The sequence below is a fragment of the Aquimarina sp. AD1 genome, assembly GCF_003443695.1.
Taxonomy (GTDB): domain Bacteria; phylum Bacteroidota; class Bacteroidia; order Flavobacteriales; family Flavobacteriaceae; genus Aquimarina; species Aquimarina latercula.
In genome coordinates, this window is the sequence record NZ_CP031966.1 from 1,493,855 (window position 1) to 1,511,942 (window position 18,088).

At 31.2% G+C, this 18,088-nt stretch carries 17 protein-coding genes; 8 read left to right on the forward strand and 9 right to left on the reverse strand.

What is annotated here, in order from left to right; all coding sequences use genetic code 11:
- Positions 1-19 precede the first annotated feature (19 nt).
- Both hisD and hisG read right to left on the reverse strand, forming a co-directional pair.
- Entirely contained in the window at positions 20-1,312 is a 1,293-nt protein-coding gene (hisD, locus tag D1815_RS06745) for a histidinol dehydrogenase (RefSeq protein ID WP_118389905.1), read from the reverse strand.
- 14 nt (positions 1,313-1,326) lie between these two features.
- Complete coding sequence (gene hisG, locus D1815_RS06750) at positions 1,327-2,184, reverse strand: ATP phosphoribosyltransferase (RefSeq protein ID WP_118386419.1); 858 nt, start codon at positions 2,182-2,184, stop codon at positions 1,327-1,329.
- A gap of 327 nt (positions 2,185-2,511) precedes the next feature.
- Between hisG and D1815_RS06755 the strand changes: the two genes are divergently transcribed.
- Both D1815_RS06755 and D1815_RS06760 read left to right on the forward strand, forming a co-directional pair.
- Positions 2,512-3,429, forward strand: coding sequence for an OmpA family protein (locus tag D1815_RS06755; protein WP_118386420.1), 918 nt, complete (start codon positions 2,512-2,514; stop codon positions 3,427-3,429).
- A gap of 15 nt (positions 3,430-3,444) precedes the next feature.
- Positions 3,445-3,960, forward strand: a complete 516-nt coding sequence (locus D1815_RS06760) for a hypothetical protein (protein ID WP_027391179.1) — start codon at positions 3,445-3,447, stop codon at positions 3,958-3,960.
- A gap of 105 nt (positions 3,961-4,065) precedes the next feature.
- Here the strand turns inward: D1815_RS06760 and D1815_RS06765 are convergent, their stop codons facing one another.
- The 6 genes from D1815_RS06765 to D1815_RS06790 all read right to left on the reverse strand — a co-directional run bounded on the left by D1815_RS06765 (position 4,066) and on the right by D1815_RS06790 (position 11,844).
- Positions 4,066-4,689: a hypothetical protein gene (locus tag D1815_RS06765; RefSeq protein ID WP_118386421.1), complete on the reverse strand. Its 624-nt coding sequence runs from the start codon at positions 4,687-4,689 to the stop codon at positions 4,066-4,068.
- A 264-nt stretch (positions 4,690-4,953) separates the two neighbouring features.
- Positions 4,954-7,158 carry an ATP-binding protein gene (locus D1815_RS06770; RefSeq protein ID WP_118386422.1) on the reverse strand — a complete coding sequence of 735 codons (2,205 nt, stop codon included), beginning with the start codon at positions 7,156-7,158 and terminating at the stop codon, positions 4,954-4,956.
- A 262-nt stretch (positions 7,159-7,420) separates the two neighbouring features.
- Positions 7,421-8,236 (reverse strand): prohibitin family protein, encoded by an 816-nt coding sequence (locus D1815_RS06775; RefSeq protein WP_118386423.1) that lies wholly within the window; start codon positions 8,234-8,236, stop codon positions 7,421-7,423.
- 25 nt (positions 8,237-8,261) lie between these two features.
- Positions 8,262-10,292 (reverse strand): VWA domain-containing protein, encoded by a 2,031-nt coding sequence (locus D1815_RS06780; protein ID WP_118386424.1) that lies wholly within the window; start codon positions 10,290-10,292, stop codon positions 8,262-8,264.
- A gap of 163 nt (positions 10,293-10,455) precedes the next feature.
- Positions 10,456-11,202 (reverse strand): 3-oxoacyl-[acyl-carrier-protein] reductase, encoded by a 747-nt coding sequence (fabG, locus tag D1815_RS06785; RefSeq protein ID WP_027391174.1) that lies wholly within the window; start codon positions 11,200-11,202, stop codon positions 10,456-10,458.
- Positions 11,203-11,511: 309 nt separating this feature from the next.
- A complete protein-coding gene (locus D1815_RS06790; protein WP_027391173.1) occupies positions 11,512-11,844 on the reverse strand; it encodes a hypothetical protein in 333 nt (110 codons plus the stop codon).
- 219 nt (positions 11,845-12,063) lie between these two features.
- Between D1815_RS06790 and D1815_RS06795 the strand changes: the two genes are divergently transcribed.
- Positions 12,064-13,044, forward strand: a complete 981-nt coding sequence (locus D1815_RS06795) for a Gfo/Idh/MocA family protein (RefSeq protein ID WP_118386425.1) — start codon at positions 12,064-12,066, stop codon at positions 13,042-13,044.
- Between the two features lie 349 nt (positions 13,045-13,393).
- Here the strand turns inward: D1815_RS06795 and D1815_RS06800 are convergent, their stop codons facing one another.
- Positions 13,394-14,233, reverse strand: a complete 840-nt coding sequence (locus D1815_RS06800; RefSeq protein WP_027391171.1) for a DUF2911 domain-containing protein — start codon at positions 14,231-14,233, stop codon at positions 13,394-13,396.
- 122 nt (positions 14,234-14,355) lie between these two features.
- On the opposite strand from D1815_RS06800, the gene D1815_RS06805 reads away from it, so the two are divergent.
- The 5 genes from D1815_RS06805 (at position 14,356) to D1815_RS06825 (ending at position 18,041) form a co-directional block, all read left to right on the forward strand.
- The gene (locus D1815_RS06805; RefSeq protein WP_118389907.1) at positions 14,356-15,015 is read left to right on the forward strand and encodes an MIP/aquaporin family protein; all 660 of its coding nucleotides are present in this window, start codon (positions 14,356-14,358) and stop codon (positions 15,013-15,015) included.
- An 83-nt stretch (positions 15,016-15,098) separates the two neighbouring features.
- Positions 15,099-15,455 (forward strand): hypothetical protein, encoded by a 357-nt coding sequence (locus D1815_RS06810; RefSeq protein ID WP_118386426.1) that lies wholly within the window; start codon positions 15,099-15,101, stop codon positions 15,453-15,455.
- A 70-nt stretch (positions 15,456-15,525) separates the two neighbouring features.
- The gene (locus tag D1815_RS06815; RefSeq protein ID WP_118386427.1) at positions 15,526-15,993 is read left to right on the forward strand and encodes an SRPBCC family protein; all 468 of its coding nucleotides are present in this window, start codon (positions 15,526-15,528) and stop codon (positions 15,991-15,993) included.
- Positions 15,994-16,033: 40 nt separating this feature from the next.
- Positions 16,034-16,732: an SDR family NAD(P)-dependent oxidoreductase gene (locus D1815_RS06820; protein ID WP_027391167.1), complete on the forward strand. Its 699-nt coding sequence runs from the start codon at positions 16,034-16,036 to the stop codon at positions 16,730-16,732.
- 1 nt (position 16,733) lies between these two features.
- The gene (locus D1815_RS06825) at positions 16,734-18,041 is read left to right on the forward strand and encodes a deoxyribodipyrimidine photo-lyase (RefSeq protein WP_027391166.1); all 1,308 of its coding nucleotides are present in this window, start codon (positions 16,734-16,736) and stop codon (positions 18,039-18,041) included.
- The last annotated feature ends 47 nt before the right edge of the window (positions 18,042-18,088 follow it).

An 18,088-nucleotide genomic window follows, 5' to 3' on the forward strand; every position in this document is an offset into this window, starting at 1 on the left:
TCTATACTCGAATAACGTTTTAGTCAATACCCTTTAAACTTTCTAATCGCAATGTAACTGCGTTCTTATGCGCTTGTAAACCTTCGGCATCTGCCATAATCTCTATGGCATTTCCAATATTTTTGATACCTTCCGCGGATAGTTTCTGAAATGTCATTGATTTCATGAAACTATCTAGATTTACTCCACTATACTGTTTTGCATATCCATTTGTAGGCAAGGTATGATTCGTTCCCGAAGCGTAATCTCCTGCACTCTCTGGCGTGTAATTACCAATAAACACAGAACCGGCATTCATAATATTATTCACATAAAAGTCTTCATCCTCTACACATACTATAAAATGCTCAGGACCATATTCATTAATTAGTTCTAAAGCTTCTTGGTCATGTTCTACATAAATAAGTTTAGAATTCGCTATTGCCGCTTCAGCAATCTCTTTTCTTGGTAACAAATTACATTGATTTGTAACTTCTTTTTCTACTTGCTCTATAAGCTTTTTAGAAGTAGTCACCAGAATCACCTGACTATCCTTTCCATGTTCCGCCTGACTTAATAAATCGGAAGCAACAAAAGATGGATTTGCTGTATCATCAGCCACTACCAACAATTCACTTGGTCCAGCAGGCATATCAATCGCTACTCCAAATTTTGTAGCTAATTGTTTAGCTACAGTAACAAACTGATTTCCAGGTCCGAAAATTTTATATACTTGTGGAATTGTATGAGTGCCAAATGTCATTCCTGCAATTGCCTGAATACCTCCTACCTTAAATATTTTTGTTACACCACAAAGATTTGCTGTATATAAAATAGCTGGATTGATTTTTCCTTCTTTATTTGGTGGAGAACATAACACAATCTCATTACATCCAGCTATAGTAGCTGGAACTGCCAGCATAAGAATTGTAGAAAACAGTGGAGCTGTTCCGCCTGGAATATACAATCCTACTTTTTGAATAGGTCTTTTCTCTTGCCAACAGTTTACACCATTTGTTGTTTCTAAGGAAACCTTATCCGTTTTCTGAGCAGCATGAAAAGCTTCGATATTAGATTTAGCCAAAACAATAGCGTCTTTAAGGTCTTGACTAACTAATTGATCGGCGCTTTCTATTTCTTTTTTAGATACCAATATAGAATCTAGAGATACTTTATCGAATTTCTCTGTATATTGTTTTATTGCACCGTCTCCATTAGTTTTTACATCATTAAAAACATCTAAAACCACATTTTCTATATCTGCCACGGTCTGTGTAGGTCGTTTTAATATGTCCGCCCAAGTATTTTTCTTTGGATTATATATCTTCTGCATTTTCTCTAAATTAACTACAATACCATTTTCTCGATAGGACATACTAAAATACCTTCAGCTCCCTCAGCTTTTAACTCATCTAAAATATCCCAAAACTTATTTTTTTCGACCACAGTATGTATTGAACTCCAACCTTTTTCTGCAAGAGGTAAAACTGTTGGACTACGCATTCCTGGAAGGATATCAACAATACGATCTATCTTATCATTCGGAGCATTCAATAATACATACTTAGAAGCTCTAGCCTTTAATACAGCTTGTATTCTAAACTGTAATTTTTGAAGCAAACTCTTATTTTTATCGGTAATTTTAGGAGAAACAGCTAAGACAGCTTCAGAAGTTAACATTACTTCTACTTCTTTTAAATTATTCTTAAACAATGTACTACCACTAGACACTATATCACAAATAGCATCTGCTAAACCAATATTAGGTGCTATTTCTACAGATCCTGATATCTGGTGCAAGTCTGCAGAGATTCCTTTTTCTTTTAAATATTCTTTTACCGTATTGGGATATGAAGTAGCTATTCTTTTCCCATCAAGATCTTTTATAGAGTTATACGACACATCTTTAGGAACGGCAAGTGACACTTTACATTTCGAAAAATTTAACCTTTCTGCAATCGTAATATCTTTTCCTTTTTCTACTAGAACATTTTCACCAATAATAGCGATATCAACAACACCATCTCTCAAATACTGAGGAATATCACCATTCCTAAGAAACATAACTTCCATAGGAAAGTTTCTAGTAGTAGCTTTTAATTGGTCTTTTCCGTTATCTATAGAAATACCACAATCTTTTAAAATCTGAACAGAATCTTGATTAAGCCTTCCGCTTTTTTGAATAGCAATTTTAATTTTTGACATTTTTTTTATTGTTGTGTTTGGTCAGTTCAAAACAAGTTTTAAACAAAAAAACCCGTTTGAAAATGCTCAAACGGGTTATTATATATGATTAACTTATACACATATCAACTTACCACGCCTGGGCGGAGATATAAGAATGATGATGATGTAAAAGAATATTTTCCATAATTTTTTCTACGCTGCGAATTTATAAATTTTTTTTCATCTCAAATGCATTTCAGCTTAAAATTTTGCTATTCATCTTTTTTCGGAACATAAATCGCTCAAGAATAATAATTTAATGAAAACATTTTTTAACTTTAAGAGAATAACACTAATCATCAACATATGAGAAATTTAATTTCGTTCTTTATTTTTATCTTATTCGCCTGTCTGGGAATGTGGTGGTACTACTCCTGTAATTGGTGTCTTGGAAACAAAGATGAAGGATCTACTATTGTAAAAGAGCAAATAGATCCTGCTATTGAAGCAAAAGCAAAAAAAGCTTACGAAGATAGTATTGCTTTGGCTCATGGTCTATATGCAAAGGATATTGAAAACATGGATGTTTTTAGATATCCAAAAAACATCCAAATCAACAATTCTAATTTTGATGTTTTTATACCTGAAAGCCTTAATGGTTTTGAGAATAAAATAGCTAATTACCTTGGACAACATCAAGATCAAGACTTAATAATCTATGGGTATGAAACTTCTACCGAAAGAGAAACAGACTCATTAACTGGTATCTCAAGAGCCAATTTTATTAAAGATATTTTAGTTAACACCGGTGGAGTAAACAAAGACCGAATTCTAACCAAAGCAAAATTACATACCTATGATTATGATGCTAATGGTACATACAATGGTGGTATTTTGCTAAACTTTCATAAAATAGATGAATCCAGAATAGAGGAAATAGAAAAAGGTATTGCTAATAAAACGTTATACTCAAGTTTTGGATCTAAAGATTTTAAACCAGATGCTACCTTATCTAATTATGCTTTAGAACTAAAAAACTACCTTACTAAGTATCCTGATAAAAAAGTATTAATTACTGGTCATACTGATAACATTGGTGATACCAAATCCAATCAGCTCTTTGGACTTAAGCGAGCCCAAAACGTTAGAGATTATCTAACTTCTCAAGGTATCCCTTCAGACAAATTTACTGCTAAATCTAAAGGAGAATTAAGTCCAATTGCTCCAAATGACACACAGGAAAATAGAGCAAAAAATAGACGAATAGAAATAATTGTAAACTAAATACCAACTATAAAAATGTTAGATTTTTTAAACGAAGCAAACTGGTGGTGCCTTCTCTTATTATTAATAATAGCTTTCTTACTTGGATGGCTTTTATCGAGATGGTCTCTTAAAAATAAATACCAAGAAAAATTAGATCAATGCCATAAAGAGAAAGAAAAATTACGCAAAGCTAGTGATAGCTACAAAAAGGCTAATACCACTTTTTCTAATCCTATTCCGGTAGAAGCTCCTAAATCAATTGAAGTAGCAGAAGTCAAAAAGGATTTGAGTGATACAGAAAAGCCTCAATTAAATTTTGAAAGCTTTGGAACAGCAAGTGAGTCACAAAAAGATGATTTAAAATTGATTAGTGGTGTTGGACCATTCATTGAAAAGAAATTAAATAGTATTGGAATATATACTTTTGATCAAATAAGTAAATTTACCAAAGAAGATATAGAAACAGTTACAGAATTAATACAATTCTTTCCTGGTCGTATTGAACGTGATAACTGGACAGCTCAAGCAGAAAAGCTAAAAAATCAATAATCCAAAAATTCAACCCTAAAAATTAAAGCCTTTGTAATATATTTATAAAGGCTTTTTTAATATCCAATATGCATTTAGATCCTATTTATTTGAGAATATAGAAAACTATATATCTAAGTAATAAATAACTTCTAAATATTTTTTTGAATCGGTTTCATCCTTTTGCGCTTTTAGTTCTTTCAAAACTCCAGCAACTTTTATTTTCCTTTCAGGAAGTCTTTGCCCTCCTTTTGCATGTGCAATTACAAAAGTATCTAATGAGTCATCAGAAGTTATTTCATATACATCATACGTATCCACGATTGGAATCATAGAAAATGTTGTTACTTTACCCGCAACAATCGGAACCATAATAAACCCATTAAAGTCTGATTTAGAAGCTATTCTCTTTGGAACACCAGTAATAACTATATTAGTAGATAATTCACCCTTTTCCATCACTTCATTGACCAACAATCTTTTGATAGCATATTGATCATAAACAGATCTTAATTCATTTGATAATGCAACGATAATTTCTTCTCTATCTTTATCACTTAGATTAGAAGTTGCCAAATCTAAAAAAAGAATCATTTTTTGTTTATCACTAAAAAGACCAGATACTTTTCCTAATTCCGATTGAGAAATCACTCCATCATCAGCTTTTGTTAGAATGTTATAGAATCTCCCTCCATTATCTAATGTTTTAATAGCCTCGTCCTTATTCCTATATGGCGTTACTTTTCTCATAATCTATGAATATTGAATTTGATATAACATTTTACCAATAAATTCTCCAAAAGAAAAAAGTACAACAACCGCTATCAAAGAGCAGTAGATTAATAGAAAAATGTTTTTCCTTCTTTTATCCTTCTCATCTTTAAGAGACAAAAAACCTGCGAGACTTAATAACGTAATGAAGAAGTAACTCATAAATATATTTTATTTATTAGTACATAAAACATATTAATTGTTACAGGAATCATAAAGTACAGTACAAAAAAAAAAGAAAAACTATACCTTTTTTTTCTTAACTAATGTATCAAAAAGTCTATCTATTTGTAGTGGTTTCCATAAAAAACCATCAAAATAATTCAAATAATCCTCATTATTTATAGCAGTAACATCCGCGGTAAGGGCATATATAGGGGTATGGTTATTTTTGTTTTTTGAATCTTTTATCAACTTAGCAGCATCAAAACCATTCATTTCTGGCATATGAATATCCATTAAAATAAAGTCTACTTTTACTTTATTAGCTATCTGTACGGCATCATATCCATTTTTAACTCTTTCAATTTTAACTCCCCATTTCTTCAGTAGCTGCCCCATTACCAAAGCATTTACTTCATTATCTTCTGCAAGAATTGCTATTTTACCCTGTAACTGATCCGTTTGCTTTTGATCAATTTTAATAATCTCCTCAGCTTTTTCCAAGACTAAATCAAACGTAAATGTAGAACCTTTTCCTTTTTCACTTATTAATAAAACACTACTGCCATATAACTCTACAATTTTCTTGACTATTGCTAAACCTAATCCAGTTCCGCCATTATTTCTAGTTGTAATAGTAGACGGTATGTAAAAACTATCAAATAATCTAGACTGTTCTTTCTTAGCTATACCTACACCTGTATCCTTAACACTAAAAGAAATTTTATCTTTTCTACCTTTAGAAGAAATCAATTTAATATTTATATCAACTGCTCCTGTATTAGTATATTTTATGGCATTACTTACAAGGTTTCCAAGAATCTGAAATAACTTAGTTTCATCAAGTAAATAAAATTTAGTTAACTTATCATCAATATGAACGTTTAGTTCTATACCTTTTTCTAAAGCCATTCCTAGATAAGTATCCCTAATATTATTTATTAGTTCTTCAAAATTAGCTGCATGTATTTCCAACTCCATCTTGTTGGAATCCAACTTAGAAAAATCCAAGATATCATTAATAATGCGCATCAAATTTTTAGAAGAAAACTGCAACGAAACAAGTAATTTTTGATCATCCTCATCCGCCCTCTCTTTTAACATCGAAATAATACTTGTAACTGCATTTAAAGGTGTTCTTATTTCATGACTCATTGCCGATAAAAACTCTTGTCTCATCTTTGCAGTTTCCTCAGCTTGTTTTTCTTTTAAAACAATTGCCTCTTTCTCTCTCTTTAATCCCTCTTCTTGTTGTTCGTATTTAATTTTAGAAATACGTTCATAATTCTCAATTACTTTTAGCGTCTGAGAATTAATAGATTTATCCTTTTCTTTTAAATAACTCTCTAAATATTTTAGTGATTTCTTATGCTTATTTTCGGTTTTATATAACTGATAAAGAAGATGACATGCTTTGAATTTAGTTCTAGAAAGGTTGTATTTATCTCCGTGTGCAATCACTTCCTTTAGTAAAAATTTCGCTTTTTGTCTATCACCTATTTCTAAATGTAATTGAGCGATTTTTTGCTTAGACATTCCTATTCCAAAAACTTCGTTATACTTTTTATGTATTTCTAATGCTTCTAAAAAATCTTTATTTGCTTTTACATATTCTTTATAATAATAAAAAACTTTTCCACGTCCATAAATCGCAAAAGCTAACCCTCTTTCATCTCCAGTTTCTTGTTTAAGCTTTATAGATTTATTAATCATCCTTGAAGCTTTTACAGGTTTGTCTTTTTTTAACAAAATCCCGGACATTGGATTATACACATTAGATTCTAGGTTTTTACTTTTACATTTTTTGGCTGCTTTTATAGCTATTTTATAGGCTTCAATAGCATTATTTTCATCTCCTAGAATTTCATAGATTGTACCTAGAGATTTCTGAGTCCTAGATACATTATACCAATCATCATACTTTTGATAAATTACCAAAGCATCAATAAGATAGATCATTCCGAGATGATAATCATTGGTTTTATAATAAATACCTGCAATACTATATTTGGCATCAGCTACTCCTCTATCGTCTTTTAATAATCTAAAACAAACTATAGCTTTCTCTGCATAGTCTAAGGCGATACTACCTTTGCCACAAATCATGTTAAACAGAGATAACATATTTAGGCTTTTTCCAATATACTCTATATGATTAACTTCTTGACTTAATAACAATGCCTCATTAGCCAATCTCATACTCTCTTTTAAATTATTAACCCTAAACTCGTAGGATTTATCAAGTAAATATTGAATTTTGGATAAGATATTATTATGTTCAATCATAAAACAAGGGTTGTAAAAATATTCTTACCTTAATCTAGGAGATAAAAGACTAACTGACTTATTATACAGATAAAAATACATTTTTTTTTAAATTTCATACTTATAAACCACATTTTTTTAAAACACAACTCACTGTATCAAAACCATTTAAGAGTATTATTCCCACAAAAATCTCTTACTAAGAGTAGTAAGAGAGCATAAAAAAAGCCACTATATTTATATTAAATATAGTGGCAGTAATTATTTACAGAAAAGGGTTTATTTATTGATTACCTAAGATTAAAGGCATCCCGTCTTTTCCAGAACCTACAATAACAACCTTAGAATTAGAAGATTTTGCTAATTCAAGAGTAGCTTCTATTCCTTTTTCCTTAAGAATCTTATCCGTTAGAGAAGCACTAAGAATTTGATTTGCTATCGCTTTACCTTCAGCATCAATTTTCTGTCTTTCTGCCTCTTTCTTAGCTTTTTCTAATCTAAACTCGTATTCTAATGCCTCTTGCTCTTGTTTAAGTTTTCTTTCGATAGCTTCCTTAATTGTTGGCGGTAATGTTACATCACGCACTAATACCTCATTTAACTGAATATATTGATTCCCTACAATTTTCTTAGTCTCTTCAAAGATTTCTTTCTGGATAGCATCTCTTTTACTTGAGTATAATTGTTCTGGCGTATACCTTCCCACTACACTACGTGCTGCAGAACGTATGGTCGGTAATAAAACTCGTTGAACATAATTTTCTCCCTTTTGTTGATGTAACAACCCAAGTTTAGCATAATCCGGTTGAAACCAAGCCGAAGCGTCTAATTTTATTTCTAGACCATTAGACGATAGTACTTGCATCTTTTCGAAGACTTCCTGCTGTCTTACTTCGTAAACAATTACTTTATCCCAAGGCAACACGAGATGAAACCCTTCTCCAAGAGGTGCTTTATCAGTTACAACTCCCCCACCGAATGTTTTATACAACACTCCAGCTTCTCCTGAGCCAATGGTTTCTGTTGATTTAGAAATAAAGACAATCGTTAGTACAATAATTATAAGAATAGGCAACCCTATTTTAGGTAATTTTTCCATGATATATGTGTATAGTTTTTAATTTTTAAATAAGCCCATTATATTTCCTCATAAACCACTCAATGCTTAATAATAATATAATTATCATCAAAAGGTATGTCCAATCTATTAAAGATACAATATTTTCTTTGCTCTTTTGAATTGCTTGATACCTCTGATCTTCAATCAGATCACTCACTAAGCCATCTATTTGATTCATAAAATAGGCAGTTCCTTTAGTATTAGTCGCAACTTGTCTAAGTTTTGTTACATCTGCATTAAGTAATTGTTGTTCTACATCATAATCCAAAATACTAAAACTCCCAGATCGTGAAATATTTTCACCCACAACCACTACTGTATATTCATAATTTCCAGAAGCAAAACTACTGAGATCGGCTTCATATGAACTGTTTTTTAATAACATTGGGATTGTCTGTGATGCTTCTGTATCTTTATTTTTTACTACTATATTTAAATTACCCCTGCGATCAAATTCATAATTTTTAGTGAAATATTCCGCTTTTACCTTTATACTAGAATTTCCATAATAAAATGATTCAGAAATCGTATTAAGTCTACTTTTTTGTTTATTAGATGCTAGATATTGAACGAGCCTACCGAAAAAATCATCAAAACTTTCAAAACTTTTATTATCCAAATACGACTGTGCTCTCCACCTCCATATACCTTCTCCAAATAAAATTGCTTCTCTAACCCCATTATCCTCTATAGTGGCTAACAAGGGTTCACCGGTTTTTATGTTTCCTATATTTCTTTGTAATAACACATCATAAGATGATTTCATATGTATCTCTCCAAAAGTTCCTATCAAAGGAGGATAGTCATTAAAACCGATATCTTCTAACAAAAATGTTCCGTAGTTAGGGTTGAATCTTGGCAAATAGTATTCTGTTTGCCTAGTTATTTCTTGCCTATATACATTTTGTGATTTATTTAGAAAAACCCAATCAGTCTTAGAACCAGTTATCGTAAAATAATTTTTCCTAGCAGTTTTTATCTTTTCATATACCGCTCTAAATCTTGCATTTGGTTGATATAAAATAATAAGTTGATACTCTTCAATATCTTTTACTTCTGATGGCCTACTAATTGTAAGGCTTCTTCTTTCGTTACTTTCGATACTTTTTTTAATAGCTCCCAAATCTGGATGAGTTAAATCACTAATCAATAAAACATTTGTCTTTTGATCTATTACCTCTACAGCAAAATCTTTCTTATTATTAATTACATTTTTCTCATTTTCTATTGGTGCTAATCGAGCACTATATTTTAAAACACCAGCTGAGCTAGCTGGGAGTGTAAAATTAATAACTGTAGAATTATTTTCTTCGGAAAAAGAAACAGGCTTAGAATAAACAATATTTTTACCAGATCTTATTTCAAAACTTGTATTTATATTACCTGTTCCAGAATAAGTAAGAATAACCTCTACAGGGAACTTATTTTTAAGATATGCATACTTATTTACATTAAGTTGTTGGATCTTGGTATCTGTTACTACCGTTGTATCACCTATAACTATTGGATAAACCTGTTGTTTATAATTAACACTACTAAATTGATAGTCCCTTCCATACGTTTGGTTACCATCGGTAATCAATACCGTAGGAGCATTTGTATTTTTATAGATTTGATCTAAACTTTCTAATGCTTCCGAGATATTTGTTTGCTTTTCATCAAATGTTAAGCCTAAACTATCTTTTAATACGTCTGAAAAAGAATAATATTTTACATCAAATCTTTCTTTAAGTTCTGGATTGTCTTTAATTCTACCAATAAATTGTGATACTTGTTCATCTTGCTTAAGATGTTTTATAGAAGAAGAATTATCCACTGCAAAAACCAAGGTAGGTTTCTCTATATAATAAGTATTCTTTCGAAATGTTGGATTAATCAACAATATTAATAACGCAAAAATGCTAAGAAAACGTAAAAAAGCAAAAAACAGATTTTTTTTATTTCTGTTTTTTGCTTTGTACATATATTGAAATAGCGCAATAACTATGGCAATTACTCCTGCTGCTATAATCAATCCTATATTTTGTATCTGCATTCTTATTAATTACTATCTAAGAATCTTATCAAGAAATCATTGATTTCTCACTCTTAAATAGTTTATTTTGAAAATTGAAAATAATCACATTAAATTTAAAAGATCTTAAACTTATTAAAAAACTATCCAAAAAATCGTAAATCGTAATTTCGGAAAATTCATTTTAGGTAAGCATTCCTCCGTCTACATTAAGAACCTGACCAGTAACATATCCACTTAAATCACTAGCTAAAAACAGACAAGCATTTGCAATATCTTCGGGAGCTCCTCCCCTTTTCAAGGGAATTGCTTTTCTCCATTCATCCACTACCTTCTCATCTAATTTCCCAGTCATTTCAGTTTCGATAAAACCAGGAGCAATCACATTACTTCTAATGTTTCTCGAACCAAGTTCTAAGGCAACTGATTTAGAAAAACCAATAATACCCGCTTTAGATGCCGCATAATTAGCTTGACCAGCATTTCCTTTTACCCCAACAACAGAACTCATATTAATGATACTTCCTTTTCGTTGCTTAAGCATTGTTCGCTGAACTGCTTTAGTCATGTTAAAAACACTCTTAAGATTAACCTCGATAACTTTATCAAAATCGTCTTCACTCATTCTCATAAGCAAGTTATCTTTTGTAATACCTGCGTTATTAACCAATATATCTATACTTCCAAAAGTTTCTAAAACATCTTTTACTAAACTTTCGGATTCTTCAAAGCTTGCAGCATTACTTTGATATGCTTTTGCTTTAATACCTAAACCGTTTAATTCTTTTTCTAAATCCGTTGCAGCGTCTACAGAAGAACTATATGTAAATGCAACGTTGGCACCTTGTTTTGCAAAAACTTGTGCTATTCCTTTTCCAATACCACGTGTAGCACCCGTGATAATGGCAGTTTTACCTTGTAAGAGATTCATTCGCTCTATAATATTTTTTTGGTATCTCACATCATCTATTAATGATATGAATTATTTTACGTTTTCAAATATAAGAATTACTAGCAGCTCAACAATAATAAAACACTTGATTTATAATTGGTATTATATACAAAAGTTATAAAACAATTGAAGGTAAGTTTGATCCTGTTAACTTTCAATCTTTTAGCAACTAATTTTATCATAATTACTTCAAAAACGCTTTAAATTTTTATATTCCAAAACAAATCTTTAATAAAAAACCTCGATACGACTGATCGAGGCCTTAATAGAATATTATTTTCACTAAGTTTAGTGATGTACTATAGCCTCTGATCTATACGAGGATAGATTTTCTTGAAACTTATGATATTTCTTAATTACTCCAAAAACTTCATCCCCTATTTCTTTAGAGAACTGAACAGAATCCTTTAATAAATCCGAAGCTTTATTAATAGTTTGTGAAAGCTTTCTACCATTATGATCCAATTCTAAAAATTGTTTATGCATATCAGGCGTGCAAGGCTCACATCGATAAGAATGTAAATCAGTAAGCATGGCTGTGAGTTCATCCTTCATACGACTCAAACGAAGCGTATGTGTTTGACGATTAGGTGATTCCCTAAACGTAATTTGGTTATTCATAATGGTTTGGTTTTAAAGTGAGTGTTTTAAATTTACCAATAAAAAATAAGACATCAAAAACTTTAGACCTTATACTTAAGTGTTTTATATTTAATTTAAAGAATTAAATGATTTATAAAAAAATCAGCATTATATTTCAATAAAAATTAATTATTTATAATCATTTGTATATAAAAAAAGAGGGAGAATACCCCTAAAAAATCATAAAACCTATAATTAATGGATAAAGACAAAAAATATAATTGGGGAATTATTGGGTGCGGTAAAATAGCACATAAGTTTGCAGAAGATTTACTTACCGTGCCTAATGCAAACTTATTCGCTGTAGCTAGTAGAAATCTTAAAAAAGCAAAAGATTTTGGTAATATATATAATGCATTTAGTTGTTATGGCAGTTACACCGAACTTATTTCCAATCCAGAAATTGATATAATCTATATAGCAACTCCTCATGTTTTTCATCATAAAAACACCCTAATGTGTCTAAACGCTAAAAAAGCTGTGTTATGTGAAAAACCTTTTGCTTTAAATTTAGAACAAGTAACAGAAATGATTGCTGTAGCAAGAAATAATAATACATTTCTTATGGAAGCCTTATGGACATACTTCTTACCTCATTATAAATATGTATTAAAAATTGTTACATCTCATGAACTTGGTAAAATAAAAAATTTAAAAGCTGATTTTGGTTTTGCAAGCGAGTTTAATCCGGAAAGTAGAATATTTAAAAAAGAACTTGGAGGAGGAAGTCTATTTGATGTGGGAATCTATCCATTATTCGCAGCATTAAGCTTATTAGGATATCCAGAAAATATTGAAGCAAAAGCTACATTTGGGAAAACCGGTATTGATGAAAACTGTACGATGCAACTCTCCTACCCAAATAATATAGGAGCTTTTTTATATTCTTCTGTTACTGAAAAAACCAATACAGAAGCAGTTATTGAATTAGAAAAAGGAACAATCGCCATACATAGTCGTTTTCATGAACCTTCTTCTATTACAATTACTAAAAATGGAGTTTCTGAATTACATGAATTCCCGGTAACAACTAATGGTTATAATTATGAAGCAATACACGTTCAGGAAATGATAACAGAAGGAAACATAGAAAGTAATATCATGTCTTTTGAAAAAAGCTTAGAGCTAATCAAGCTATTAGATAGTGTTCGAGATAAAATTGGTCTGAACTATACTTAGATAATAATATATTTTACAGTTATCTATTTATTCCAAAAACATTAAGAAAAAATCATTCTGCACAATAACATTTCGCTTAACCCTAACACGAACAAGTATAGATGGATTGTCTATAACATTAAATCAAAATTTAGAAAGATCAAAAAATAAGCAAAAGTCCGTAAAAAGTGAAAATCCAGTACGAAGGCCTTGGATAGTAGAATATGAAGAATGTTTGGAAAATCCCCTTATAGACAATAGATGTTGTTCTAATAGTCAACCTAGTTTTTGCGCTGATCGTTAGATATCAACAACAAAAAAGCGCTCTATTATTTAGAGCGCTTTTCGATTTGTGTGAAAAAAAAGAGTGTTATTTAGCTCCCCACTCTGCAAGGGAGTCTTTGTTTAGCTTTACGTAATCAGCATTTTTAGCTTTCTCTGCTAACTCTAACGAAGTTTTTGCTGCTTTTATTGCACCAGCTTTATCTCCGCTTTTAGCAAGAATTAAAGAATGTTGTCTGTGATACCAGAATGCATCTGCTCTACCCGCTACAGCTTTTTCGATATGTGCTTTAGCCTTATCTAAATCTCCAGTTTCTTTATAAAATGTTGCTGCTTGATAGTGATCATTATGAGATGGTCCTGCCATAACTAGTTCTATACTCTCCGCCGCTTTCTTTTTAGAAGGTACTTCTAACTTGATAGCAGCTTCTGTATTTTCCCATAAAATATTGATATGTGCACTATCCATAGTAAAATCACTTAACATAATAGTAAATGTTTCTACATTCATCGGTATTTTTGTAGACTTTACAGTTATTTTAGCAGCAACTTTACTATCATCCCACTCACGTGGAGTACCCCAGTTATTTGCATCGCTATAAAACATAACTTCCCAGTTTTCTTTACCAGGTTTAGTAAAAATAGCATACGTTCCTTTCTTCAATTCAGCGCCTCCTACTTTTACATCATCTCCAAATGTAATTTGAGTATTCTTATTAGCTCCTGTTCTCCATAATTTATCATAAGGAACTAAATTTCCAAAAATAGTACGACCTTTCATGCTTGGACGGGAATATTCGATGGCAACATCCGTTAATCCAACTACTTGTTCTATTTTAGAAAGAGGGCTAGGTTGAGGAACTTTAACCTGTGCATCAACACCTAACGATAGTAAGGCCGCTGATACAAATAAGATGATCTTTTTCATTGTGTTTAAATTTAGTATTTAATTAGTTTAATCGAAACGAAATTAATAATTACACATACATTAAAAGTTAACAAAAACTTAAAATAAGTAACCTTATATTTGTCCTCATTTATAATTCTATGATGCGTAAATACATATCCGAAGCAATAGGGACTTTCATAATGGTTTTTTGTGGAACAGGAGCCATGACAATTAACGAGGTTACCGGTGGTGATGTCACTCATGTAGGTATTGCAATTACTTGGGGATTAATTGTGATGGCTATGATTTATGCTTTTGGAGATATCTCTGGAGCACATTTTAATCCTGCAGTAACTATTGCATTTGCATATGCTAAAAAATTCCAATGGAAAGAAGCACCTAAATATATTTTGTCTCAATGTATTGGAGCCATCGCAGCCAGTAGTATTTTACTCTTTTTATTTCCAGAAAGCGAGTTTCTTGGTGGTACACTTCCTTCTTTCGATGCACTTAGAGCATTTGTTCTTGAGATTCTTTTAACCTATTTTTTAATGTTAGTTATCATCAATGTATCTACAGGATCCAAAGAGGTAGGAATGATGGCTGGAATAGCAATTGGAGGCGTTGTTCTTTTAGAAGCTATGTTTGCCGGACCTATGACAAACGCATCAATGAACCCTGCAAGATCTTTGGGACCAGCTCTATTATCTGGGCATTGGGAACATCAATGGCTATATATGATCGCCCCAATAATAGGAGCTATACTGGCAGTTTTAACGTGTAGAGTTATTAAAGCAGACAACTGCTGCAAAGAATGTTAACAATAAATCTTAGTGCTTAAACTTTCTAAGTTTTTCAAAATTTACTTTATTTAACATATATTTATAGCTTATTAGTATTTTAAATGCAGCTACACACTACCGATTTTTGTTCTATTGAATTATACGAGAAGTATGTTATTGTTACCGTAAATGAAGGAGTTAATTTAACTTTAGACAAAGCTAGCATCATTAGAAAAAAGCTTCAGTCTTATTACAAAAATCAAGAGTTTCTTTTGATTTCGAATAGAAAAAACAATCATGAAGTATCTGGTGAAATATATAAACGAGGCCAATTAGCTAACATGAAGGCGTTAGCAATTGTCTCAAAGAAAAAAACAGAACGTGATAAGGCAATTATCGAACAAAAGTTATTTGACAAGTCATTTGCTTTTTTTGAAAATCTGGACGAAGCAAAATCCTGGGCTGAATCTTATTTTTAGTTTTGTTTAACTTTTTTGTTTAAAATTTAAACAAAAATGATTGTACCTTTATACCTAAAAGAGGTATACAATGAAAATATACACGTTAAAGACTAAACAGAACTTACCTATTACCCTTCAAGAGGCATGGAATTTCTTATCTGATCCAAACAATTTGAAAACAATCACACCTGATTATATGGGTTTCAAAATATTATCCGGAGCAGAAAAAAAAATGTATGCTGGACAAATTATACAATATATTGTTACTCCTGTTGCAGGAATTAAAACAAAATGGGTTACAGAAATCACCCATTCAGTAGATAAAGAATACTTTGTAGATGAACAGAGATTTGGTCCATACGCACTTTGGCACCATAAACATTTCATCAAAGAAATTCCTGGTGGTGTAGAAATGGAAGATATTATTGATTATAAAGTCCCTTTTGGAATTTTAGGACAATTGGTACATCCATTTATGGTAAAACCAAAATTAAAAGAAATATTTGATTATAGAGAAAAGAAATTAATTGAGCTATTTGGAACTTTTAACGATTAAAAGATAAACATAATAGCTGTAAAATTTAGAAAACAACATAATGAGAAAAAACATTTTACTTATTGGTGGTAGCCATGGAATAGGGTTTGAATTAGCTTTAAAACTTTATAGTAATCATAATGTCTATATAGCTTCACGTACTTCTCAAAGTTTAGGTAATTTAGAAGTTACTCACATTCCATATGATGCTTCTACCGATGAAATTGACACCTCTAAACTACCTGATCAATTAGATGGTTTTGTATACTGTCCCGGAAGTATTAACCTAAAACCATTTACTATGCTAAGCCCTGATTCATTTCATGAGGATATGCAAATCAATTTTATGTTTTTAGTAAAAATCATACATTCCATTCTTCCTCAATTAAAAAAATCAGAACAGGCTAGTTTAATTTTCTTTAGCACTGTTGCCGTTAAAGTAGGAATGCCTTTCCATACAAGTGTAGCAGCCGCTAAAGGTGCTATTGAAGGTTTTGCAAAAGCATTAGCCGCAGAATATGCTCCAAAACTAAGAGTTAATGTTATCGCCCCTTCTTTAACAGATACTCCTCTAGCCAAAAGATTATTAGGTAACGAAAAGAAGAAAGACAAAATGGATCAAAGACATCCTCTTAAACGTGTAGGAGAAGCAGAAGATATTGCTAATATTGCTAAATTTTTATTAAGTGATGATAGTAGCTGGATAACAGGACAAGTACTAGGAGTTGATGGTGGAATGTCTACTTTAAACGTAAATTAATATGCCAAAAAAAGTAAACATTTTTTGGTTTAGGAGAGATTTAAGACTAAATGATAATGTAGGTCTTAAAGAAGCATTAAAGGGCAACCTGCCAGTCTTACCTATTTTTATTTTCGATAAAGAAATTCTGAAAAAACTACCAAAAGATGACGCTAGATTATCATTTATACATAGTACATTACAAACTATTTCCAAGAAACTAAAAGATAACTACGATAGTACTATCGCAATGTTCCATGGCAACCCAATAGAAGTATTCGAAAATTTAATCACAGAATATGAGGTAAACAAAGTATATACAAATCATGACTACGAGCCTTATGCTACCGAAAGAGATGAAAAAATAAAAAAATTACTTACTAAAAAAACTATAGCGTTTAAAACCTATAAGGATCAAGTAATTTTTGAGAAAAACGAAATTACAAAAGCTAATGGCTCTCCGTATGTTGTTTATACTCCATATAAAAATAAGTGGAAAGAGAAATTTAATGCTTCTAAATTAGAAGAACATAATTCGATCAAACATCTTAACAATCTTATAAAAGATATAAACTTACCAAACCTTTCTCTATCCGATCTAGGATTTGTGAAGTCCAAAATTAGCGTACCAAAATATGTAGTTTCTTCCAATCTTATCAATCATTATGAGGAGACTCGTAATTTTCCTGCGATAAAAAACGGTACATCTAGATTAGGTCCACATTTACGTTTCGGGACTGTCAGTATCCGTGAAATGATAAAAAAAGCAATCGCTGAAGAAAACGAGGTTTTCTGGTCAGAACTTATATGGCGTGAGTTTTTTATGCAAATCCTATGGCATTTTCCTCATACAAAAAACAAAGCCTTTAGACCTAAATATGATCGAATTGAATGGCGCAATAACGAAACTGAATTTGAAGCTTGGAAAAAAGGAGAAACAGGATATCCATTAGTAGATGCAGGAATGAGAGAATTAAATGAAACTGGATATATGCATAACCGTGTTAGAATGCTAGTTGCCAGTTTTTTATGCAAGCACCTTCTTATAGACTGGAGATGGGGCGAAACGTATTTTGCAGAAAAACTTTTAGATTATGATATGTCCGCTAATGTAGGTAACTGGCAATGGGCGGCTGGTTCTGGAGTAGATGCAGCACCATATTTTCGCATATTTAATCCTACAACTCAGGTAACCAAGTTTGACAAAAAACTGGAATATATCAATACTTGGGTAAAAGATATCAACGAATTAACCTATCCACAACCCATTGTTGATCACAAAATGGCTAGAGAAAGGTGTCTAATAACTTACAAAGAGGCTGTTGCTTAAACCACAAATTATAACATTTATTTAAAAATATGATACGAAGTTTTTTG